Raw genomic sequence first — 20,403 nt, forward strand, 5'->3', positions numbered from 1 at the left:
ATGTTAGAATTGTTTTGCATGAACCCTTTCCGGGAGGTGATCTTCAGGTGGAAAGCACCAGTCTTCCTCCGTAGTGATGAGAACAAGGAGGTGTGAAGATGAAGGTAAGAGTGGAGATCGATCTTCAGGAACTGATCGAAAAAGGCGACTTCAAAACGTTGAAGAGGGTTCTGGAACAGCAAGATCCCGCCGACGTGAAAGAGATGATCGAAAAGCTCCCGCCCGATTTGAAGATTGTGGTCTTCAGACTCCTTCCCAAAGATAAGGCAGCAGAAGTGTTCAGTGAACTCGAACCGGATGATCAGATGGAACTCATAAAGCTCTTCAGAGAGGAACGACTGAAGGAGATTTTTGAGTCGATGGATCCGGACGACAGGGTAGAACTGCTCGAAGAGATGCCAGCGAACGTAGTGAAGAAACTCCTGTCCTATCTTTCTCCTAAGGAAAGAGAAGAGATCCTCGCGATACTCAACTACCCGAAGGATTCCGCCGCAAGACTTGCCACCACGGAGTATGTGGAACTTTTCGAGGACATGACGGTACAGGAAGCTCTGGATAGGGTGAGGAGAGAAGGAAAGAGAAAAGAGAACATATACTCTCTCATGGTGATAGACAGAACAAGGAAGCTCAAAGGAACCGTTGAACTCAGAGACCTGATCATCGCCGAGCCGAATCAGAAAGTCTCAGAGATCATGGATAAGGACCCCGTGTTCGTTCATGCCACCGATGATCAGGAAATTGCAGCAGAACTCATGAAGAAGTACGACCTGATCATGCTGCCGGTGGTAGACAGTGAAGAGAGATTGATAGGTGTGATCACCTTCGACGACATCGTAGACGTCATCGAGGAAGAGGCAACGGAAGATATCCAGAAGATGGCTTCAATGAGTGCCACCTACACGTCTTATTTTCACACTCCCATGTGGAAACTCATCCTCAAAAGATCCCCGTGGCTTGTTGTTCTGCTTCTGCTCGAGAGCGTGAACGGTAACATCATCTCAAGTTATGAAAAATTCCTCGCCTCAATACCGGTAATAGCGGCCTTCATTCCTACTATGATCGGTTCTGCCGGAAACACGGGTGCTCAGGTGTCGGCGCTCATGATAAGGGGTTTCACACTGAACGAGGTGACTGTGAAGGACTGGTGGAAGGTTTTGCTGAGAGAATCGCTGATCGGATCCACTCTGGGTCTGATCCTTGCAGGAGTACTTTACCTGAGAGCTTTTCTGATCTCTTCCGATCCCACGTTGAACTTTGCCGTTGCGACTGCCCTTCTTGTACTGATACTGTACGCAAATGTGATGGGGGCTCTTTTGCCGTTCATCGCCCGGGTTTTAAAGATAGATCCGGCCTTCATGGCAGGTCCCTTACTCACCACGATCGTCGATGTGACGGGTATAATGATATACTTCTACGTAGTTCATAGTTTCCTGACGTGAAGAGGGAAAACGATGATCAAACTGATGATCAAAACAGTCCTTTTGATATTCTCTTTTGTCGCACTCTTCTCAAATGCCCTCCTCGGGCTTTTCTTCTTTTTTCTTCTCTCACTGCCTCTGGTGAGGAACGCTTTACTTGGAAGGCTCCCTGTGAAACTCAAAAAGAGTGTCACAGGAAGGGTTTATACGTACGAGTACAAAGAAGGTCTGAAGATGGATATCTACTACCCATCCGTGAAGAGAAAAAGTTACCCTTTCGTTCTCTTTGCACACGGAGGTGGCTGGATCTCAGGCTACAGAAGACAACCCAACAACATCTCATGGTACAGATTTCTAAACGCGAACGGCTTTGCCGTGGCAACCTTCGACTACAGGTACGGTTATTTCCACTTCATCGAAGACATTCTGGAAGATCTGAAAAGCGCTATATCCTTTCTGAACGAAAACAAAGAGTACTTGATGATGAAGACACTGAACCTCATGGGGCTTTCCGCTGGTGGGCATCTGGTTTTTTACCATGCTATGAGGGTATCGAAAGAGGGAAAGAAGGATTTCGACGGGCACGTGGTTGCATGGTACGCTCCGTGCGATCTTCTTGATCTCTGGAGTCTGGAGACGACATCCCTTTTTGCGAGGTTCTCCGTTGCAACGACTCTGAAGGGTCTCCCACTGAGAAAGCGAGAAGATTACGAATTCTACTCACCCGTTCGCTGGGTGACACCGAAAGCTCCTCCCACCATGCTGGTCCACGGAATGAAGGACGAAGTTGTCCCCTACGTCTCTTCTGTTAAAATGTATAAAAAACTCAGGGAAAACGGTGTCACTGCAAAACTGAGACTTCACCCGAAGGGAAAACACGGCTTCGAATTCGTCCTGAAGGATTCCCTGACCGTGAAGTTCCTTTATGAAACGGTTTCCTTTTTGAAGAGGTGAAAAAGAGTGTTTGACGACGTGAGAATACCTTCCGAATACTCACTGGGGTACCTTCACAGGGGAAAGAAGATACGTGTTTCTATCTTAAAGTTCGATTCAACCTACTCCAGAGCAGAAAAAGGTACAGATCCCGTTGAGGTCTACATCTTCTCCCCAAAGAGGAAAAAGCAGGGCTCGGTGATGATACTTCAGGGCCTTGGCAGTCAGAACGTGCTCTATCTCATCTGGATGGCCCACTATCTTTCCAGAAAAGGAATAGAGGCGATTCTACCGGTCCTTCCAGGAAATTTCACGCGTGTTGCTGAAGGTTCTGTGAGTGGAAAGGATTACTTCTCCTCCGACCTGGACAGGATGAGCAGGTTCTGGGAACACGCCGTCGTGGATCTTCTGAGTCTTGTAGAGCTTTTGAAAGCAAAGAAGATGTTGCACGAGAAAAACTGTCTTTTTGGTTACTGTTTGGGTGGGATGATAGCCGTTTTGCTCAACGCCCTGAGCGGTGATTTCAAGAAGACGGTGATCATGATGGCAGGAGGGGACTTTGCCACACTGTTCTGGAAGTCTCCCACCCTGTCTTTTGTGAGACGGGAACTGCGGAGCGGAAAGGGAAAAGAGCATGGAATGACCGAAGAAAACGCATTCTTTGATCTTTACAGAAAAGATCTGGAAAAACTCAGCGGGTTTTCATCCGTTCAGGAGATGCTCTCTTCTGATATTCATCCCCTTTTGAAGATCGATCCCCTTGCCTACGCAAAGTTCGTGGATCCCTCCAGGATCGTTATGATGGAGGCCATGTTCGACAGGGCACTTCCAAAAAGCACAAGGGAAATTCTCTGGAAACATCTGGGAAAGCCAAAGAGAATAAAGGTTCCCTCAAGTCATGTAAGTTGGCTTCCTTTCCAGATGCTCGTTGCCCGGTACATAGTGAGACTGGTCAAGGAGCAGAGCGTGAAGAATTGAAAGATTCACCCTCTCACTCAACTCCAGCCGCCATACATCGACGGGATCGGGCTCTCCACAGATATCCGCTCCCAGGATCTTCCTTTTGGGGATGGATCGAAGAACGTTCAGAAGATCTTCAAGAGGGACGTTCCCTTTTTCCCACCCCGTCACTTCTATGTTCAGAACATCCTTGTCGATGCTCAGATACACCGGGTGCCTTCCAAGGAGTTTCAAAATTTTGTGTGGATCTGCTTCAGAGTAGAACACCCTGTGGATCTTTTCCTGTTCCTGAGTGCCGACAACCACCACCCTCATCAGGTGTTTCAGTTTCAGGGCTTTTCTGATCCAGTTGTCGCAGGTGAGAAACTCTCCTTCTCTGACATCGAGATGGCGGTCAAAGACGAGCAAGACAAAGGGCCTTTTTATTTTTTTGATGAGAAGATAGGTGAGATGATGGAACTCCCCGTCGCCAAGGAAGGTAATGTCAGGCCTTTCGGGAAGGATCCTCTCCACCTCTTTCATTTTCTCTGGAAGGATCATGTACCTGACACCGGTCATGTTCTCGAAGAAAACGTGTGTGGCAAGGCTTTTCAGAACGGTCTGGGCCTGGTACACTCCGTCGAAATCGAGTATATGAACCTGAGGAAGTGTCATAAAAACACCTCCTCAGCCCTTCACCATCCTTTCCAGAAGGGATCTCAAAAGATGTTTCAGGTTTTTCTCTTCTTTCTCTGCCGTTTCAAGAAGAACTCCAGGATCTATCCTTTTCTCTTCGAGTTCTTTTCTGTATGTCTCTATCCAGCGTTTCATGGTTCTGGCTCCAACCTCTATGTGGAACTGAAGCCCGACGGCCTTTTCATAGACGAATCCCTGATTTTCGTACCTTTCGGAGGTGAAGACCCTGGTCGCTCCATCTGGAAGATCGAAGGTGTCCCCGTGCCACTGAAACACCAGCAGCCTGTCTGGAAACTCCTCAAAGAGGTCATCATCAGAGACCTTTTCAACGAAAAACCAGCCTATTTCCTCTCCATTTTTCCCTCTGTAGACGTTTGCTCCAAGGACTCTGGCAAGCATCTGGGATCCCAGACAGATTCCAAGGAACGGGATTTCTTTTTTCAGAGTCTCTTCTATCAACTGGAATTCGTACTTCAGGAAAGGATATTTCTCTTCTTCGTAGGCTCCCATGTACCCTCCAAGGAGCACCACGAGGGAGTACTCCTCAACAGGTCTTTCGAGTCTTTCCCCTTCTGGAGTGTCCAGGTATTCAAAACTCCAGTTCTTCTCTTTGAAGATGTCTTCCATCATACCAAGGTCCTCTATTTTGACGTGTCTGACGGCAAGAACTTTCACACTAGACGCCTCCTTCAAGATGGATGCGGAAGACACCATCCTTCAAGTTGAAAAAGAGTCTGGGATTGAGACTGGATTCGACGAGGCTTCCTTCGATGGTTTTCAAAAGAAGGCCGTCTCTTTTCTCGACAAAATAAGACGTCCCATTCGGTACTCTGAACAAAGCCTCCAGAACACAATCTTCCGCTTCGAAGTAGAGAGGAACGGTCACTTTTCGAAAGTCGAATTTCACGTTCAGAACGCAGTCTTTCACTTCTACGCGCGTGAACCTGTTTTCTTCGAACTCACCCTTCACCGTGAAAGCCCCTTCTTCGAAAGAAAGTTCGAACGTGTCCTCTGGTACTTCGATCTCCACCGTCTTTGGACCAAATCTTTTCCAGGGAGAGCCTTCCACGACCAGATTCGATCCTGATTTCGACACCTCCACCCCGTAGGACGTGGACACTCTGAACTTCTCACCCTCGGAGAACCTAACCGTGAATCCTCCGTTTCTGAACGAGATTTTCTCCACACCCGTGAACACCTGAGACCTTTCAGTCACCGAAGAAGATTCATAGGGCCACACAAGAAGCAGTACCAGAAAGGCAGTGAACACTCCAACACTAAGAAAATACAGCCATCTTTTTTTCAGGCCAAGATAGAGAAAATAAACCCCGGCGGTTATCAAAAGCATGGGCCAGAACAGGCTCAGGTTTTGAAATATCCTTGCAAAAAACGAAAAGGTGAGAAAATCCAGGAACGTAGTCAAAAGGAGAAGAACACCGATGAAGACAAGAAATATACCGAATATCACCCTCATTTTTCATTCCTCCTCAAAAGAAGAAGAACACCAAATATCAGCAGCAAAACGGCTAGGACCACCTTCCAGGATACACTGAACAGAAAGGGAACGAACGCTGAAACAAGAAGAACTACTCCAAGGAAAACGAGTAAACCTCCAAGAAGAACCTTCAACCCTTCCGTGTTTTGAGATGGTTCGGCCTCCTCTCCATCTTTTTCCTCCGGCATGATCAGCCATGCGACAATGTAGAGCAAAAGGCCAGCACCCCAGGCGAGTGTGATGAGTACCCAGATGAGCCTCACAAGTGTGGGATCGACTCCAAAATACTCGGCGATTCCACCGCAGACACCCGCTATGATCCTGTTCTTTTTCGATCTTTTCAGCTGATTCATAAACATCCCCCCTTTTAGAGAATTCTAACACAGAAGAAATTAGATTTTCCTTATTTTATGGTAAAATTCTTCCCAAAGAAGGTGAGACGATGAGGTGCAGACTGGGACTGAAAGAATGCCCGAAAAACGATGCGGGAATCCTTCGTTGTTTTCCAAAAATCGAACAACCCTTTGGAATGGTGATATTCGGTGCTTCGGGTGATCTGACGAAACGAAAACTCGTTCCGGCACTGAACAGGTTGTTTGAAGCCGAAATCTTACCGGAGCGCTTCTTTGTTCTCGGTGCAGCAAGAACGAGGATGGGTGATGAGGAATTCAGATCCAGATTCAACACCCAGCCCGATCTTCTGAAACGCTTCAGCTACACAAGGGTAGACTATCAAAACCCCGATACCTTTAAGTCGCTGAAAAGAGTCGTTGACGACCTCATGAAAAGATTCGGAGTCAGGAATTTGATCTTCTACCTCTCTGTTCCACCCGATGTGTACGTTCCCATAATCGAAAACCTCTCAAAGGCCGGCTTGAACACAGAAACATCCCGCATTGTGATAGAAAAACCGTTTGGAAAGGACCTGAAATCCGCAAGAGAACTGGAGCAGGTGCTTCAGAGATCCTTTGGTGAACACCAGATATTCAGGATCGATCATTACCTTGGAAAGGAAACCGTTCAAAACATCCTGGTGTTCAGGTTCGCAAACTTCATATTCGAGGAGATATGGAACAACAAGTTCGTGGATCACGTTCAGATCACGATAGCAGAGGATATCGGTGTGGAACACAGGGCGGGATATTTTGAAAACACAGGACTTCTCAGAGACATCTTTCAAAACCACATGCTTCAGATCCTCGCACTCATCACCATGGAACCTCCTTCTTCCTTCAACGGGGAAAGCTTCAGAAGTGAAAGGGTGAAACTTCTCAGATCTATCAGACCGTTTCCCGTGGAAGATCTCGAAAACTGGATCGTCAGGGGACAGTACGGAAGAGGAACTGTGAACGGAAGAGTCGTTCCCGCTTATAGAGAAGAGCCGGGGGTGTCGAAGAATTCCAGTGTCGAAACGTTTGTTGCCATGAAACTCTTCATAGACAACTGGAGATGGAGCGGCGTGCCCTTCTACCTGAGGGCGGGAAAGCGACTTCCAAAGAAAGTGACGGAGGTGGCGGTGGTTTTCAAGAGGATTCCGCACTCGATATTCCCCAACGTACCCTCAAAAGACCTCGAACCCAACACGATCATTTTCACCATACAACCAAACGAGGCGATCTCTCTGGAGTTTCAGGTGAAAAGACCATGTCCCGGTATGACCCCTCAACTTCTCAGTATGGACTTCAGATACGAGGACTACTTCGGAGTGAAACTCCCGGACGCCTACGAAAGACTTCTTCTGGATGTGATACTCGGGGATACGACGCTTTTCATGAGAAGGGATGATCTTGAAGTCTCATGGGAACTCCTCGATCCTGTTTTGAAGGCATGGGAGAGCGATCCGGTGCGCTTCGAACCTCACATCTATCCATCCGGAACCTGGGGCCCGAAGGAAGCAGATCTTCTCATAGAAAGGGATGGCAGAAGATGGCGAAGACCGTGATATACGTACTCGATGAAGGATACATCGAATTCGCTGTAGAAAAAATCCACGGAAAGTTGAAAAAACTCCTCGAAGAAAAAGAGAGGATCTATGTCGTTCTGGCAGGAGGGAAGACCCCTCTTCCCGTTTATGAAAGACTGGCAGATCTGAACCTCCCATGGAACCGCATTCATTTCTTCTTGAGCGATGAACGGTACGTTCCTCTCGACTCGGATCAGAGCAACTTCAAAAACATAAACGGGGTTCTTTTCAGTAGAATAGAAGTCCCCTCCGAAAACATCCACTTCGTTGATACCTCCCTTCCTGTTGAGAAAGCCTGTGAAAGGTACGAGATGGAGATAAGAACGGCAGGTCAATTCGATCTTTCCATCCTCGGAATGGGGCCTGATGGACACGTTGCCTCCATTTTCGATCCGAAGACGGGAAAGATTGAAAGAGCGGTAACCTTCACCCCGCCGTCTGGCGATCCGATGGTTCCAAGGATCACCATGACCTTCAGGGCTTTGAACTCCTCCCGGTACGTCCTTTTTCTCATCAGGGGAAAAGAGAAAAAGAACAGACTGGCCGACATCCTGAAAGGAGTACCACTTTCCGCAAGTTTCGTGAAAGGCAGAGAGAAAACCGTCTGGTTCGTGGAGGAATAATTCGGAATTTGAAGGTTATTCCAATATGTGGTATTATTATGAAAAAAGAAAAGTGGGGTTGAAGATTGTGGTCTCCGAAAGGATCTTTGGACCAGTTTTCAGGTTGTTCAGACGAAGGACGGGTCTGCTGGCTTTCATTGGAATGGTCATTCTTCTGTTCTACGTCTTTCTTGCAATCTTTGCACCGCTCATCGCACCCTATGATCCCACCGTTCGTGTGGGAAGGTCCCTTCAACCTCCTTCTGAGAAGCACCTGTTCGGAACGGACAACCTTGGTCGTGACATCTTCAGCAGGGTTATATACGGCTCAAGGATCGCCCTCATGGTGGCGTTCTTTGCCGTTCTCATAGCGTCTGCCATAGGTATTCCTCTGGGACTCCTTTCCGGTTACATCGGAGGTATTTTTGATCGCGTTTTGACTCTAGTGATGGACGCTATCTACTCTTTTCCTGGTCTGATCCTTGCCATAGCGGTCGCAGCAGTGCTGGGACCGGGGATAATGAACATAGCCGTTTCCATAGCCGTTGTCTATGCTCCCACCTATTTCAGGGTGGTCAGGAACCAGGTTGCAAGCGTGAAAAACGAACTCTACGTGGAGGCGGCAAGAGCCCTCGGTGCGAGGGACTGGGAGATCCTCGTGAAATACGTGCTTCCCAACGTGCTTCCCTCCGTTGTGGTGGTCCTCTCCATGAACCTTGCGGATGCGATCATGACGGAAGCAGGTCTCAGCTTCCTTGGACTTGGAATAGCACCTCCCACCCCGGACTGGGGATTCGATCTGAGCAACGGTCAGAGGTTCATTCTGAGCAGGGCCTGGTGGGGCGTTCTGTTTCCTGGTCTTGCCATCATCACGTCCGTTCTTGGCTTTTCCATGTTCAGCGAGGGAATGAGTGAGATCATAAACCCGAACGTTGGGGAGAGAAGCAAATGAAGGTGCTCGAATTGAAGAACGTAAGCGTGAGGTATCGAACGGAGAAGGGTTTTGTAAGGGCTGTTGAGAATGTTTCTTTCGACCTGGAAAAGGGAGAAACGCTGGGACTTGTTGGTGAGTCCGGCTGTGGAAAATCGACCCTCGGCTTTGCCATCATGAAACTTCTTCCAGAGGGAACCATCGTGGAAGGAAGTATAAAGGTGGACGGAATAGATGTTTCTTCGCTGTCGAACGAGGAAATGAGGAAAATCAGAGGTTCGAAGGTTTCCATGATATTCCAGGATCCGATGACATCGCTCAACCCAATCCTCAGAATAGGAGACCACTTTGTGGAGATGATACTCACACACAGGCCCGATCTCAGTGAAGAAGAGGCCAGAGAACTTGCGGCTAGTGCCCTTGAAGACGTTGGTATAAACAGAAACAGGTTGAGGGATTATCCGTTTCAGTTCAGCGGCGGCATGAGGCAGAGGGTGATGATCGCTCTCTCCATAGTTCTGAATCCAGCCGTTCTGATAGCGGACGAGCCCACAACGTCTCTGGACGTGATCGTACAGGCCCAGATAATGGAGCTACTTGAGAAACTCTCCAGAGAACACAGCACATCCATGATACTGATAACCCACGACATGGGACTGGTCGCCGAAGCGGCAGATAGAATCGGTGTGATGTACGCAGGCCATCTGGTGGAACTGGCAACCAAGGAAAGGATCTTCACCGAGCCCCTTCATCCCTACACAGTGGCACTGCTGGAGTCCATACCGAACACCGATATAAACGACAGGGAACTGAAGTACATACCTGGCTCTCCCCCCGATCTGTCGAATCCACCGAAGGGTTGTAGATTCGCTCCAAGGTGTGAAAAGGCGATGAAGATCTGTCGAGAAAAAGAGCCTCCGGAGTTCGAAGTGGACGGAACGCGTGTGAAATGCTGGCTCTATGGAGGAGATCGGAATGGCTCTGATTGAAGTGAAAGACCTGAAGAAGCACTTTCCTGTAAGGCGCGGACCGATCGATGCGATACTGAGAAAACCAAAAAAGTACGTGAAAGCGGTCGATGGTGTGAGTTTTCGTATCGAAGAAGGAAAGAGTCTGGGACTGGTGGGGGAGTCCGGTTCCGGAAAGACCACAACCGGTAGAGTAATTCTGAGACTGGAAGAGCCGACTGCTGGCACAATACTGTTCGATGGAAAAGACATCACGAAACTCTCAAAGGAAGAGATGAGAAAACTCAGAAAGGAAATGCAGATCATCTTCCAGGATCCGATGGCCTCGCTTAATCCGTACATGAGGGTGGGAAAAGCAATAGAACACGCCCTTGAGATACACGGAATCGGTGACAGGTCATCGAGGAAGGAAATGGTTCTCGAGATGCTCAAGAAGGTCAACCTGGAGCCCGCAGAGGAGTTCTACAGAAGATACCCGAGGGAACTCTCAGGGGGACAGAGACAGAGGGTGGTCATAGCACGCGCCCTGATTTTGAAACCCCGCTTTGTGGTCGCCGATGAGGCGGTGGCCATGCTCGACGTGTCCGTGAGGTCTCAACTGCTGAAACTTCTTCAGGATCTTCGAAAAGAGTTCAACCTCACCATGCTCTTCATCACACACGACCTTGCCACAACGAAGTACGTGTGCGACGAGATCGCCGTTATGTACCTTGGAAAGATAGTGGAGATAGGCAGTTTCGAAGACATCTATGTGAACCCAAAACATCCTTACACCCAGGCACTCATCTCTGCGGTGCCCGAGCCCACGCTCAAGAAAAAGAAAAAGTTCATACCCGAAGGAGAAACCCCAAACCCTATAGACGTTCCATCTGGATGCAGGTTCCATCCCAGGTGCCCCTACAGAATGGATGTTTGTACAGAAGAGGAACCTCAGCTCAAGGTGGTCGAAGGAAATCACAGAGTGGCGTGTCATCTCTACACTTGAAGGGAGGTAGTGGGTATGAAAAGGCTTGTCTGGTTGTTTCTGGTTCTGGCGGTGACTCTTTCTTTTGCAGCAAAGGACATCATCGTGGTGGGTACCACGGACAAGATCAGAACTCTCGATCCTGCAAACTGCTATGACTACTTCTCCTCGAACATACTCCAGAACGTCCTGGTCGGTCTGGTTGACTACGAGATAGGAACCAGCAACCTGAAACCGGTGCTCGCAGAAAGATGGGAAGTCGATGAAACGGGAACGGTCTACACCTTCTATCTGAGAAAAGACGCAAAGTTCGAGGATGGAACACCGATCGATGCACACGTGTTCAAGTATTCCTTCGACAGGGTTATGAGACTCAACGGAGATCCCGCATTTTTGCTTTCGGACATAGTCGAAAAAACGGAAGTGGTGGACGATTACACGTTCCGTGTAACACTGAAGTACCCGTTCTCCGCGTTCGTCTCCGTTCTTGGCTACACCGTGGCCTATCCGGTGAATCCAAAGGTTTATCCAGCCGATTCCTTCTACGAAGGGATACCTTCGGCCTCTGGGCCTTACAGGATCAAAGAGTGGATCAGAGACGTGAGGATCGTTCTTGAGGCCAATCCGAACTACTTCGGTGAAAAGCCAAAGACAAAGACCATCGTGATCAACTTCTACGAGAGTGCCTCCACCCTCAGACTGGCACTCGAAACAGGAGAGATCGACGTTGCATACAGGCATCTCGATCCAAGGGATATCATCGATCTTGAGGGAAGAGAGGACATTGTTGTCTACAAAGGAAACAGCCCGCAAATAAGATATCTCGTGATAAACGTGACACAGCCTCCGTTCGACAACGTGAAAGTGAGACAGGCACTCGCCTATGCGGTCAACAGGTCTGTCATCGTCGAGGACGTGTTTGCAGGGCTTGCAAAACCGCTGTACTCGATGATTCCAGAAGGCATGTGGGGACACAAGAGTGTCTTCCCTGAGAGAGATCTGGAAAAAGCAAAAGCATTACTCAAAGAGGCTGGCTACGACGAAAACAACCCGCTCGTGATCGATCTCTGGTACACACCCACACACTACGGAACAACGGAGGCGGACGTTGCACAGGTGTTGAAAGAATCCCTCGAGGAAACCGGCGTCATAAAGGTGAACCTGAAGTACGCCGAATGGTCCACCTACGTGGAATATTTCCTGAACGGTACCATGGGACTGTTCCTGCTTGGTTGGTATCCGGATTATCTCGACCCAGATGACTACGTGTGGCCCTTCCTGAGCGAAAGTGGTGCAAAATCTCTGGGAAGTTTCTATTCGAATCCCGAAGTGGAAAACCTCATGATAGAAGCCAGAAAGCTCACCGATCAGGAAAAGAGAGCCGAGATCTACTACAAGGTCCAGGAGATCCTCGCCAGGGACGTTCCCTACATACCGCTCTGGCAGGGTGTTGCCACCTGTGCAGCGAAAAAGCAGGTGAAGGGGATCCTGCTTGAGCCCACACAGATATTCAGATACTACATACTCTACTGGGAAGAGTGAGTAATGCCGCCCCCCTGGGGGCGGCTTTCTGGAGGTGCCGTGATGTCCCTGAAGAACTACGTGATAACAAGGATCGTTCTTGCTGTTCCGATGATTTTCATCCTGCTTGCTCTGATATTTTTGATTCTCAGGATCATACCTGGTGATCCTGTGCTCGCCATCCTCGGAGGAAAGGCTCCAAAGGAAGTGATAGAACAGAAAAGGCACGAACTGGGCCTGGACAAACCCATCGTTGTTCAGTTCTTCGACTACATCGGAGATCTTTTAAGGGGTGACCTCGGGAAATCCACACTGACCGGAAGACCCATCTGGGATGAGATCAAAGAGAGGTTCCCCGCAACGCTGGAACTCACACTTTTTTCCTTTGTTATAGCCGTCCTTGTTGGTATCTTCTGGGGAAGTTTTGCCGCGTACAGAAGAGACAGCGGTATCGACATAGGTGCCAGGATGTTCTCGATGGTGATGTACGCCGTCCCGGTGTTCTGGTTTGGTCTCATGATGCAGTATGTTTTCGGTGTTGTTCTGAGATGGCTTCCCGTGGGAGGAAGGATCTCCCCCACAATCGATCTGAAGGTGATAACGGGTATCTATTCGATAGATGCTCTTCTGACAGGAAACTGGGAGGCTCTGAAAGATGTCTTCGAACACCTATTTCTTCCGGGACTCACACTCGGTCTTGTGATCTCCAGTATCTTCGTTCGCATGGTGAGAAACAACACCGTTTTGACGCTGGCTCAGGATTTCGTGAAGGCGGCTCGTGCCCGCGGATTGAAGGAAAGGGTGGTTCTGTTCAGATACGCCCTCAAGAACGCTCTGGTTCCCATATTCACCATGATGGGTCTTCAGTTTGCACTCCTTCTGGGAGGAGCGGTCCTCACCGAGACCACCTTCTCGTGGCCTGGCCTTGGAAGCTATCTTGTTATGAAGATCAGATACAGAGATTTCCCTGCCATTCAGGGAACGGTGGTCTTCTTCGCACTGATCGTCGTGGTGATAAGTATCCTCGTGGATGTGATAAACGCCCTGATAGATCCAAGGGTGAGATATTGAAAAAGAGCGGGAAGGCCCCGCTCACAGAAGTTCTTCCAGGTTCTTTTTCACCTCTTTTATGAACTCCTCCAGCGTCACGTACCTGTCGATGGGTGGGTCTGTGAAGGGCTGAAGGTCCTTTGTGATCACACCAGACTCTATGGTGTTTATGACGGCTTTTTCCAGTTTGTCTGCGAAATCACACACCTCGGGTGTGTTGTCGAGTTCTCCCCTTTTTCTTATCGCACCTGTCCAGGCAAAGATGGATGCGGTTGGATTCGTCGAGGTCTTTTCACCCTTCAGATATCTGTAGTAGTGTCTTCTAACCGTGCCGTGGGCGGCTTCGAACTCGTAGACACCATCGGGCGAGACGAGAACAGATGTCATGAGCCCAAGGCTTCCAAAACCAGCGGCGATCATATCGGACATGATGTCTCCTTCGTAGTTCATACAGGCCCAGAGCATTCCTCCTTCACTTCTCAGGATCTGAGCGGCTGCGTCGTCGATGAGCATGTACCTGTAGTTCACCCCAGCCTTTTCGAGGTCTTCCTTTCTTCTGTCCACCTCTTCCTGAAAGATGTCCTTGAAGTACGCGTGGTAGACCTTCGAGATCGTGTCCTTCGTTGCAAACCAGATGTCCACCTTTTCCGAAATAGCGTAGTTGATACATGAACGTGCAAAACTCCTGATGGATTTCTCTAGATTGTGCATTGCCATCACAACACCGTTTCCTTCGAACCTGTGGACCAGCAGGACTTTGTTTTCCCTGTTCTTCACGACAAGTTCCACTTCTGCAGGGCCTTCTACTTTTGCTTCCACCGCGTTGTATATGTCTCCGTAGGCGTGTCTTCCTATGATGATGGGCTTTTTCCAGCGCTTTACAAGGGGTGGGACGTTCTTCACCATGATGGGCTTTCTGAAAACAGTGCCATCGAGGTAGGCTCTGATCGTGGCGTTTGGACTCTTCCAGGCCTTCTTCAGGTTGTACTCCTTCACCCTTTCCGCGTCAGGCGTGATCGTTGCACATTTCACACCGACCCCGTATTTCTTGATCGCCTTTGCCGCCTCGATCGTTATCTGATCGTCTGTTTCGTCCCTCTTTTTTATCCCAAGATCGAAGTAAATCAGAGGGATGTCAAGATAGGGAAGGATGAGTTCTTCCTTGATCATCTTCCACATCACGCGCGCCATCTCGTCACCATCGAGCTCGACTATGGGATTTTTGACCTTTATCTTCTCCACGCTTCGTACCTCCCTTTCTGTGATGTTTTCTAGAACTAATGATAACAGATCCTACGCGATGTTCTTAGGATTTTAATCTTTGATCAGAAGAATTCTCATCGCTCCCATGTCTTTGAGCTTGCTCGCCAAACCAGAATCTTCTGTTACATACACTCTGTCTTTTCTCACCTCATCCGGTACACTCTCCACCTTCACAGCGTTCTTGTCCTTTTTCAGAACAAAGTCTGCATCTTCTTTGGAAACTTCGATGATCACCGGCTCTCCCACGAATGGATCGTTCTTTTTCATGTAAGACTCGAAGTCCTCTTTCAATTCCTGAGCAACGTATTTCAGTATCTTTATGAACATGTCCTTTTCCACGTAACCGGGAAGGTACCCAAGGTATTTTTTCCCCTTGAAGAAAAAGAACGTGGGTGTTCCCCTCACACCAAACCCTTGGAAGAGTTCTCTGTAAGAAAGAGAGGGCTCGTTCAAAACTTCACTCGCAAAGAGCGTTGTCTTCTCGTCGGTAGCGTAAATTTCTGCCAGAACGAAGTTTGGCACGAGGATCTCCTGAAAGTCTTCTTTTGGAAGAACTTCCTTTTTGAACAGGTTGCAGTAATAGCAGGTCGGACTCGAGAACATGATGATGAGTTTTCTCTGTGTGATGTTTGAAAGTCTGTAAGCGTCGTCCAGACTGAGAGCGAAGGATAAAACACCAAAAAAGATCAGCATGAACATTACAAATTTTCTCACAGTATCATCCTCCCATCAGTACGTGATGAACTTTCCTGAAAGTATGAGTATTCCAACAAAAATGAGAGAAGAAGCCCCCACCATCTTCAATACTCTCATCCACACCGGTCTTTTGAAACTGATGCGGTTCAAAAGCCTGTTGATGAACCCCCCTGCCAGAACGAACGGAATCGATATTCCAAGTGAGTACAGAAAAAGAAGCACGCCACCTTTCACCGGCTCTTTCCCGCTTGCCACAATGGCAAGAATGCTTCCTAAGATGGGACTCGAGCAGGGAATCCACACAAGCCCCACACTTCCTCCAAGAAGAAAACCATTCAGAAATCCCCCACCCTTGAACCTCCAGACGTTTGGATTTTTCCTCACTCTCAAAATTTCAACGTCGAACAGGTAGAGCAGACCAAAGACTACAAGGGCAAGTCCAGAAATCCACGTGAGAACGTACGAGGGAATGAAGTTCCCAAAGAGTCCAAAGAACACTCCCATGAGAGAAAAGAGTGATGAGATTCCAAGGAAAAAACCAAGCAGTTTGAAAAAGTCACCCCTCGACGAAAACAGCACACCGAAGAAAGCTGGTATCAGTGGAAGAACACATGGACTGAAAAACGCAAGGATCCCATACCCCAAGGCCATCAAATAACTCACTTCTACGACAGAGAAGGCCATGCTCTCTCTCCTTTTTCTACCAAAAAAGTCTAAAATAATTATAACACAGAACCTCCCCCTCACAATGAGGGGGATCTGATCAGTTCGAGTGGTAGTACAGGAGTTTCACGTTGATCTCATCGAGTGACCTTATGAACTTTTCGTGGTCGATGTTTTCGACCCTGAGAGTAGCCAGGTACGAGTCTTTTCCCTCTTCAAAGAGCGTCGCTATGGAGATGATGTTTCCACCTGCCTCGTATATCCTCTTTGCTACCTCGAGAAGCTCTCCCGGTCTGTCCGGCATCTCCATCGTGTACCTTATGGTTCCCTCTCTCTTCGTTCCGAATATCTCCACGAAGACCTTGAATATGTCTGTCTGTGTGATGATCCCAACAAGCCTTCCCGAATCATCGACCACAGGAAGTCCGCTTATGTCACGTTCTTCCATTATCCTTGCTGCGTCTTCTATCGGTGTGTTTTCGTTCACCGTTACAACGTCTTTCGTCATGATCTCTTCCACCTTGAGCTTGGACAGAAGGTAGTGAAGCTCCCACACGTTCAGGGTGGTGGCTTTCGATGGAGAAGCGTAGAGCAGATCTTTTTCCGTCACTATTCCCACGATTTTACCATCTTTCATCACAATGAGTCGCTTGATTTTGTTCTGCTTCATGAGTTTCAAAGCCTCGTTGAAAGACGTTTCTGGAGCTATGGTGATCGGGTTTCTCGTCATGAAATCCTTGACCAGCATGCTTTCCCCCCTTATGCAACACCAAGGTAGGCTTTTTTGACCATCTCGTTGTCCAGAAGTTCGCTGGCTTTGCCTTCAAGTACGATCCTGCCCGTCTCCAGAACGTATCCGTAGTGGGCTATTTTGAGAGCGCCAAGGGCGTTCTGTTCCACAAGAAGGATCGTGGTTCCCTCCTGGTTGATCTTCTGAATGACTTCAAAAACTTCTGAGACCAGTATGGGAGCAAGTCCCAGTGACGGCTCGTCCATCATCAGAAGTTTTGGCCTGCTCATCAGCGCTCTTCCGATCGCAAGCATCTGCTGTTCTCCACCCGAGAGAGTTCCTCCCAGCTGCTTCAGTCTTTCCTTCAGCCTTGGAAAGAGAGAAAAGATCCACTCGAGGTCCCGTTTTATACCGTCCTTGTCTTTTCTGTTGTACGCTCCCATCATGAGGTTTTCGTACACTGTGAGTTCTGGAAAGATCCTTCTTCCCTCCGGAACGAGGGCTATCCCCATTTTGTTTATCACATGGGCGGGTTTGTTCGTGATGTCCTGACCGTTGAAGATGATCTTTCCCTTCTGAGCCTTCACAAGCCCCGCGATGGCAGAGAGGGTGGTTGTTTTTCCCGCTCCGTTTGCACCGATGAGCGTTACTATCTGTCCCCTGGGAACTTTCAAGTCTATCCCCTTGAGGGCGTGTATCGCACCGTAGTAGACGTGCAAAGACTTCACTTCAAGGACAAGATCAGACACTTTCCCACTCCCTTCCAAGGTAGGCCTCTATCACCCTGGGATCGTTCTGTACCTCCTTTGGCGTTCCCTCTGCTATGATTCTGCCATAATCCATCACGATAATTCTCTCACAGATTCCCATGACCACCTTCATGTCGTGTTCTATCAGAAGAACGGTCAGGTTGAAGTCCTTCCTTATCTGTTTTATGAACTCCATGAGATCTTCTGTTTCTTTCGGGTTCATACCCGCGGCGGGTTCATCGAGGAGGATCAGTTTCGGCTTCGTTGCAAGGGCGCGGGCTATCTCCAGTTTTCTCTGATCACCGTATGGAAGCGAAGAGGCTTTCTCGTACATCACCTTTTCCAGTCCTACTCTTCTTATCAGATCCTTTGCCTTCTCCACCATTTCCTTTTCTTTTTTCAGGTACCCGATCTTGGTGACTGCTCTCCAGAACCAGAAACGTCCTTCTCCCTTCTTCTTTTTTCCATGTTTCACCAGGATCCTGTCTGCGTCCGGGTTGGAAAGGATATGGTGCTGTGCCACAAGGACGTTTTCCAGGACAGTCATGTCGGAGAAGAGCCTGATGTTCTGGAAGGTCCTTGCAATTCCAAGGTGTGTGATCTGATAGGGCTTCAGGCCAGTGATGTCGATTCCATCGAAGATGATTCTACCCTTTGTGGGAGTATATATGCCCGTTATCACGTTGAACACCGTTGTTTTCCCGGCACCGTTTGGCCCTATGAGTCCGACGAGTTCTCCTTCTCTGATCTCGTTTGTGAAATCATCGACCGCAACGAGTCCGCCGAACTGCATCGTCACATGATCCAGTATGAGAAGGGGTTTTCTCGAAAGATCCGTGACCGTCATTTCTTTTCACCACCTTTGCGACGAGCAAAGAGCCACCGATAGAGGTTGTTCCAGGTGAGTTCCTCTCTTCCCATGATGCCCCTCTGCCAGAAGATCATCACGAGTATGAATATGGCAGATATCACAAGTATCCTCATTCCCTTTATACCGGGAACGTGTATCCCGAAGAACGTGAAGGGCTCTTCCAGATCTCTGAGCCATTCGAAGAGGATCGCAAAGAGTGCCGCTCCTATGAGTGATCCCGAGATGCTGCCAAGACCTCCGAGCACGATCATGATGAGGACGTAGAAGGTGAGCATGGGTCCGAGTGTGGTGATCCTGGGATCTATCGTCGTGAGCCAGTGAGCGTAGAGAGAACCGGAAACTCCTGCAAAGAACGCCCCTATGACGAAAGAGAGAAGCTGGTGTTTGAAGACGTTTATTCCCATAGCTTCTGCCGCTATGCGATCTTCCCTGACAGCCTTCAGGGCTCTACCGTAACTGCTGTTCACGAGGCTTGCCGTGAACAAAACGGTGACAAAAAGCCATCCGTAGCACCACCAGATGTTTGAGTACTCAGGAATTCCCTTCAGCCCCAGCGGGCCGTTTGTGATGCTGATGGCGTTCAGTGCAACGATCCTGATCACTTCGGCAAAACCAAGCGATGCTATGGCAAGATAATCACCGGAGAGCCTCAAAACGGGCCATCCTATGAGAAAGGCAAAGAGCGCAGCCAGAGCTCCCCCTGCTAGAGTGGCAGTGAGAAAATCCGTGTGAACGTTTGCAAGCCACGGAACGATGGGTTCTATTATGAAAGACATCGCTTTCTGTTCGGGTGAAAGCGTAAGAAGCGAGGCAGTGTAGGCACCGATCAGGATGAAACCGGCATGACCAAGCGAGAAAATACCCGTGATACCGTTTATCAGGTTCAAACTCACCGCCATGATCCCGTATATGGCGATGAGTCGCACCACCCTCAGTTTGTAGCTGTCCATGTACCTGTTGGCAAGATAGAGAAGAAAGACCATGAAGAGGACAAAGATGACCGTGAGGATGAAGTTCGTACGTGTTGACTGTCTCTTCTCCATCTCCATCACACCTTTTCCACGATTTTTTTGCCAAGAAGGCCTGACGGTTTAACGAGCAAAATGACTATCAGTATGATGAAAGCAAAAGCATCCCTGTATCCCATAACGGATGGGAAATAGGCCGCAAGGAATATCTCTATGAGTCCAAGAAGAACACCCCCGAGCACGGCTCCGGGGATCGAGCCTATTCCTCCAAAGACCGCGGCAATGAACGCTTTGAGTCCCGGCATGAATCCCATGTAGGGGTGCACGTTCGGAAATCTCATCGCCCACATGATCCCGCTCGCAGCAGCCAGGGCAGAACCGAGGGCGAAGGTGAAACCAATGACGGCGTCCACGTTGACTCCCATCAGGGATGTCGTTGGTATGTCCATGGAAATTGCCCTCATCGCCATTCCGATCTTTGTCCTGTAGACTATGAAGAAGAGCACCACCAGGATGACAGCGGTGATGAATATGACGAGGAACGTGAGAAGGGGGATTCTGGCGCCGGCAACGATCAATACCTTGTTCAGGATCGTTCTGTCTTTGAAAACGTTCAGAAACGACTTGGGAATGGCACCGAAAATCACAACGGCAAGACTCTCAAGAAAGAAGGAAACTCCAATTGCCGTGATCAGTGCGGAAATCCTCGGAGCGTTCCTCAGAGGTTTGTAAGCCACCCTGTCTATGAGAAATCCAAGAAGTGCCGCACCGAGTATCGCAACAACGGCAGAAAGAAAGGGACTCAACGAGAGAAGGGTGGCAGCGTAAAATGCAAAGTACACTCCCATCATCATCACGTCACCATGGGCGAAGTTGATGAGTCTCAGAATACCGTAGACCATCGTGTAACCTATCGCTATGAGTGCGTAAAGCCCACCGAGCATGATCCCGTTGAAGAGGTTCTGCAGGAAAAATACCACCCT

At 48.9% G+C, this 20,403-nt stretch carries 22 protein-coding genes; 10 read left to right on the forward strand and 12 right to left on the reverse strand.

The window, feature by feature from the left end:
- Nucleotides 1-98 precede the first annotated feature (98 nt).
- From mgtE to TRQ7_RS08410, 3 genes are read left to right on the forward strand one after another with little or no spacing between them, the layout of a single operon-like run.
- The gene (mgtE, locus tag TRQ7_RS08400; RefSeq protein WP_041844430.1) at nt 99-1,439 is read left to right on the forward strand and encodes a magnesium transporter; all 1,341 of its coding nucleotides are present in this window, start codon (nt 99-101) and stop codon (nt 1,437-1,439) included.
- Nucleotides 1,440-1,451: 12 nt separating this feature from the next.
- Complete coding sequence (locus TRQ7_RS08405; protein ID WP_041844431.1) at nt 1,452-2,372, forward strand: alpha/beta hydrolase; 921 nt, start codon at nt 1,452-1,454, stop codon at nt 2,370-2,372.
- Between the two features lie 6 nt (nt 2,373-2,378).
- A complete protein-coding gene (locus tag TRQ7_RS08410; protein ID WP_041844432.1) occupies nt 2,379-3,329 on the forward strand; it encodes an alpha/beta hydrolase in 951 nt (316 codons plus the stop codon).
- Here the strand turns inward: TRQ7_RS08410 and TRQ7_RS08415 are convergent.
- Genes TRQ7_RS08415 through TRQ7_RS08430 form a run of 4 tightly spaced genes read right to left on the reverse strand, consistent with a single transcriptional unit; the run spans nt 3,243 to nt 5,834 of the window.
- The gene (locus TRQ7_RS08415) at nt 3,243-3,965 is read right to left on the reverse strand and encodes a hypothetical protein (RefSeq protein WP_041844433.1); all 723 of its coding nucleotides are present in this window, start codon (nt 3,963-3,965) and stop codon (nt 3,243-3,245) included. The genes TRQ7_RS08410 and TRQ7_RS08415 overlap by 87 nt on opposite strands.
- A 12-nt stretch (nt 3,966-3,977) precedes the next feature.
- On the reverse strand, nt 3,978-4,661 hold the full coding sequence (locus TRQ7_RS08420) for a type 1 glutamine amidotransferase (RefSeq protein WP_041844434.1): 684 nt from the start codon (nt 4,659-4,661) through the stop codon (nt 3,978-3,980).
- Between the two features lies 1 nt (nt 4,662).
- A complete protein-coding gene (locus TRQ7_RS08425) occupies nt 4,663-5,460 on the reverse strand; it encodes a hypothetical protein (RefSeq protein ID WP_015919888.1) in 798 nt (265 codons plus the stop codon).
- The gene (locus TRQ7_RS08430; RefSeq protein WP_041437759.1) at nt 5,457-5,834 is read right to left on the reverse strand and encodes a PspC domain-containing protein; all 378 of its coding nucleotides are present in this window, start codon (nt 5,832-5,834) and stop codon (nt 5,457-5,459) included. The genes TRQ7_RS08425 and TRQ7_RS08430 overlap by 4 nt, the downstream gene beginning before the upstream one ends.
- An 89-nt stretch (nt 5,835-5,923) precedes the next feature.
- On the opposite strand from TRQ7_RS08430, the gene zwf reads away from it, so the two are divergent.
- The 7 genes from zwf to TRQ7_RS08465 are packed head-to-tail and all read left to right on the forward strand — an operon-like array spanning nt 5,924 to nt 13,501.
- Nucleotides 5,924-7,423: a glucose-6-phosphate dehydrogenase gene (zwf, locus tag TRQ7_RS08435; protein ID WP_041844435.1), complete on the forward strand. Its 1,500-nt coding sequence runs from the start codon at nt 5,924-5,926 to the stop codon at nt 7,421-7,423.
- The gene (pgl, locus tag TRQ7_RS08440; RefSeq protein ID WP_015919891.1) at nt 7,408-8,067 is read left to right on the forward strand and encodes a 6-phosphogluconolactonase; all 660 of its coding nucleotides are present in this window, start codon (nt 7,408-7,410) and stop codon (nt 8,065-8,067) included. Before zwf ends, pgl begins: the two co-directional genes overlap by 16 nt.
- Before the next feature lie 25 nt (nt 8,068-8,092).
- The gene (locus tag TRQ7_RS08445) at nt 8,093-8,998 is read left to right on the forward strand and encodes an ABC transporter permease (protein WP_052472230.1); all 906 of its coding nucleotides are present in this window, start codon (nt 8,093-8,095) and stop codon (nt 8,996-8,998) included.
- The gene (locus TRQ7_RS08450; RefSeq protein WP_015919893.1) at nt 8,995-9,966 is read left to right on the forward strand and encodes an ABC transporter ATP-binding protein; all 972 of its coding nucleotides are present in this window, start codon (nt 8,995-8,997) and stop codon (nt 9,964-9,966) included. The genes TRQ7_RS08445 and TRQ7_RS08450 overlap by 4 nt, the downstream gene beginning before the upstream one ends.
- Nucleotides 9,953-10,930 carry an ABC transporter ATP-binding protein gene (locus TRQ7_RS08455; RefSeq protein ID WP_038067824.1) on the forward strand — a complete coding sequence of 326 codons (978 nt, stop codon included), beginning with the start codon at nt 9,953-9,955 and terminating at the stop codon, nt 10,928-10,930. Before TRQ7_RS08450 ends, TRQ7_RS08455 begins: the two co-directional genes overlap by 14 nt.
- 15 nt (nt 10,931-10,945) lie before the next feature.
- The gene (locus TRQ7_RS08460; protein ID WP_038067826.1) at nt 10,946-12,451 is read left to right on the forward strand and encodes an ABC transporter substrate-binding protein; all 1,506 of its coding nucleotides are present in this window, start codon (nt 10,946-10,948) and stop codon (nt 12,449-12,451) included.
- Nucleotides 12,452-12,493: 42 nt separating this feature from the next.
- Nucleotides 12,494-13,501: an ABC transporter permease gene (locus TRQ7_RS08465; RefSeq protein ID WP_038067828.1), complete on the forward strand. Its 1,008-nt coding sequence runs from the start codon at nt 12,494-12,496 to the stop codon at nt 13,499-13,501.
- Nucleotides 13,502-13,522: 21 nt separating this feature from the next.
- Here TRQ7_RS08465 and TRQ7_RS08470 read toward each other — a convergent pair whose 3' ends face one another.
- The 8 genes from TRQ7_RS08470 to TRQ7_RS08505 all read right to left on the reverse strand — a co-directional run bounded on the left by TRQ7_RS08470 (nt 13,523) and on the right by TRQ7_RS08505 (nt 20,400).
- On the reverse strand, nt 13,523-14,722 hold the full coding sequence (locus TRQ7_RS08470; RefSeq protein ID WP_015919897.1) for an NADP-dependent isocitrate dehydrogenase: 1,200 nt from the start codon (nt 14,720-14,722) through the stop codon (nt 13,523-13,525).
- 72 nt (nt 14,723-14,794) lie between these two features.
- Nucleotides 14,795-15,457, reverse strand: a complete 663-nt coding sequence (locus TRQ7_RS08475; protein WP_015919898.1) for a thioredoxin fold domain-containing protein — start codon at nt 15,455-15,457, stop codon at nt 14,795-14,797.
- Nucleotides 15,458-15,472: 15 nt separating this feature from the next.
- Complete coding sequence (locus TRQ7_RS08480) at nt 15,473-16,123, reverse strand: cytochrome c biogenesis CcdA family protein (RefSeq protein ID WP_041844436.1); 651 nt, start codon at nt 16,121-16,123, stop codon at nt 15,473-15,475.
- A 79-nt stretch (nt 16,124-16,202) separates the two neighbouring features.
- The gene (locus TRQ7_RS08485) at nt 16,203-16,850 is read right to left on the reverse strand and encodes a CBS domain-containing protein (RefSeq protein ID WP_041844437.1); all 648 of its coding nucleotides are present in this window, start codon (nt 16,848-16,850) and stop codon (nt 16,203-16,205) included.
- 11 nt (nt 16,851-16,861) lie between these two features.
- On the reverse strand, nt 16,862-17,581 hold the full coding sequence (locus TRQ7_RS08490) for an ABC transporter ATP-binding protein (protein WP_038067831.1): 720 nt from the start codon (nt 17,579-17,581) through the stop codon (nt 16,862-16,864).
- Nucleotides 17,574-18,428, reverse strand: coding sequence for an ABC transporter ATP-binding protein (locus tag TRQ7_RS08495; protein WP_041844438.1), 855 nt, complete (start codon nt 18,426-18,428; stop codon nt 17,574-17,576). Before TRQ7_RS08495 ends, TRQ7_RS08490 begins: the two co-directional genes overlap by 8 nt.
- Nucleotides 18,425-19,501 carry a branched-chain amino acid ABC transporter permease gene (locus TRQ7_RS08500; RefSeq protein WP_041844439.1) on the reverse strand — a complete coding sequence of 359 codons (1,077 nt, stop codon included), beginning with the start codon at nt 19,499-19,501 and terminating at the stop codon, nt 18,425-18,427. The genes TRQ7_RS08495 and TRQ7_RS08500 overlap by 4 nt, the downstream gene beginning before the upstream one ends.
- Nucleotides 19,501-20,400: a branched-chain amino acid ABC transporter permease gene (locus tag TRQ7_RS08505; protein WP_041437860.1), complete on the reverse strand. Its 900-nt coding sequence runs from the start codon at nt 20,398-20,400 to the stop codon at nt 19,501-19,503. The genes TRQ7_RS08500 and TRQ7_RS08505 overlap by 1 nt, the downstream gene beginning before the upstream one ends.
- Nucleotides 20,401-20,403: the final 3 nt, after the last annotated feature.

The organism is Thermotoga sp. RQ7, from assembly GCF_000832145.1.
In the GTDB taxonomy this organism is placed as follows: Bacteria; Thermotogota; Thermotogae; order Thermotogales; family Thermotogaceae; genus Thermotoga; species Thermotoga neapolitana.

What these genes read in the sequence shown, in the direction of transcription:
- TRQ7_RS08460 (WP_038067826.1), top strand. Translation starts at nt 10,946, where the DNA reads ATGAAAAGGCTTGTCTGGTTGTTTCTGGTTCTGGCGGTGACTCTTTCT.
- mgtE (WP_041844430.1), top strand. Translation starts at nt 99, where the DNA reads ATGAAGGTAAGAGTGGAGATCGATCTTCAGGAACTGATCGAAAAAGGC.
- TRQ7_RS08465 (WP_038067828.1), top strand. Translation starts at nt 12,494, where the DNA reads ATGTCCCTGAAGAACTACGTGATAACAAGGATCGTTCTTGCTGTTCCG.
- TRQ7_RS08450 (WP_015919893.1), top strand. Translation starts at nt 8,995, where the DNA reads ATGAAGGTGCTCGAATTGAAGAACGTAAGCGTGAGGTATCGAACGGAG.
- TRQ7_RS08405 (WP_041844431.1), top strand. Translation starts at nt 1,452, where the DNA reads ATGATCAAACTGATGATCAAAACAGTCCTTTTGATATTCTCTTTTGTC.
- TRQ7_RS08455 (WP_038067824.1), top strand. Translation starts at nt 9,953, where the DNA reads ATGGCTCTGATTGAAGTGAAAGACCTGAAGAAGCACTTTCCTGTAAGG.
- TRQ7_RS08485 (WP_041844437.1), bottom strand. Translation starts at nt 16,850, where the DNA reads ATGCTGGTCAAGGATTTCATGACGAGAAACCCGATCACCATAGCTCCA.
- TRQ7_RS08425 (WP_015919888.1), bottom strand. Translation starts at nt 5,460, where the DNA reads ATGAGGGTGATATTCGGTATATTTCTTGTCTTCATCGGTGTTCTTCTC.
- TRQ7_RS08480 (WP_041844436.1), bottom strand. Translation starts at nt 16,123, where the DNA reads ATGGCCTTCTCTGTCGTAGAAGTGAGTTATTTGATGGCCTTGGGGTAT.
- pgl (WP_015919891.1), top strand. Translation starts at nt 7,408, where the DNA reads ATGGCGAAGACCGTGATATACGTACTCGATGAAGGATACATCGAATTC.
- TRQ7_RS08430 (WP_041437759.1), bottom strand. Translation starts at nt 5,834, where the DNA reads ATGAATCAGCTGAAAAGATCGAAAAAGAACAGGATCATAGCGGGTGTC.
- zwf (WP_041844435.1), top strand. Translation starts at nt 5,924, where the DNA reads ATGAGGTGCAGACTGGGACTGAAAGAATGCCCGAAAAACGATGCGGGA.
- TRQ7_RS08500 (WP_041844439.1), bottom strand. Translation starts at nt 19,501, where the DNA reads ATGGAGATGGAGAAGAGACAGTCAACACGTACGAACTTCATCCTCACG.
- TRQ7_RS08445 (WP_052472230.1), top strand. Translation starts at nt 8,093, where the DNA reads ATGTGGTATTATTATGAAAAAAGAAAAGTGGGGTTGAAGATTGTGGTC.
- TRQ7_RS08495 (WP_041844438.1), bottom strand. Translation starts at nt 18,428, where the DNA reads ATGACGGTCACGGATCTTTCGAGAAAACCCCTTCTCATACTGGATCAT.
- TRQ7_RS08415 (WP_041844433.1), bottom strand. Translation starts at nt 3,965, where the DNA reads ATGACACTTCCTCAGGTTCATATACTCGATTTCGACGGAGTGTACCAG.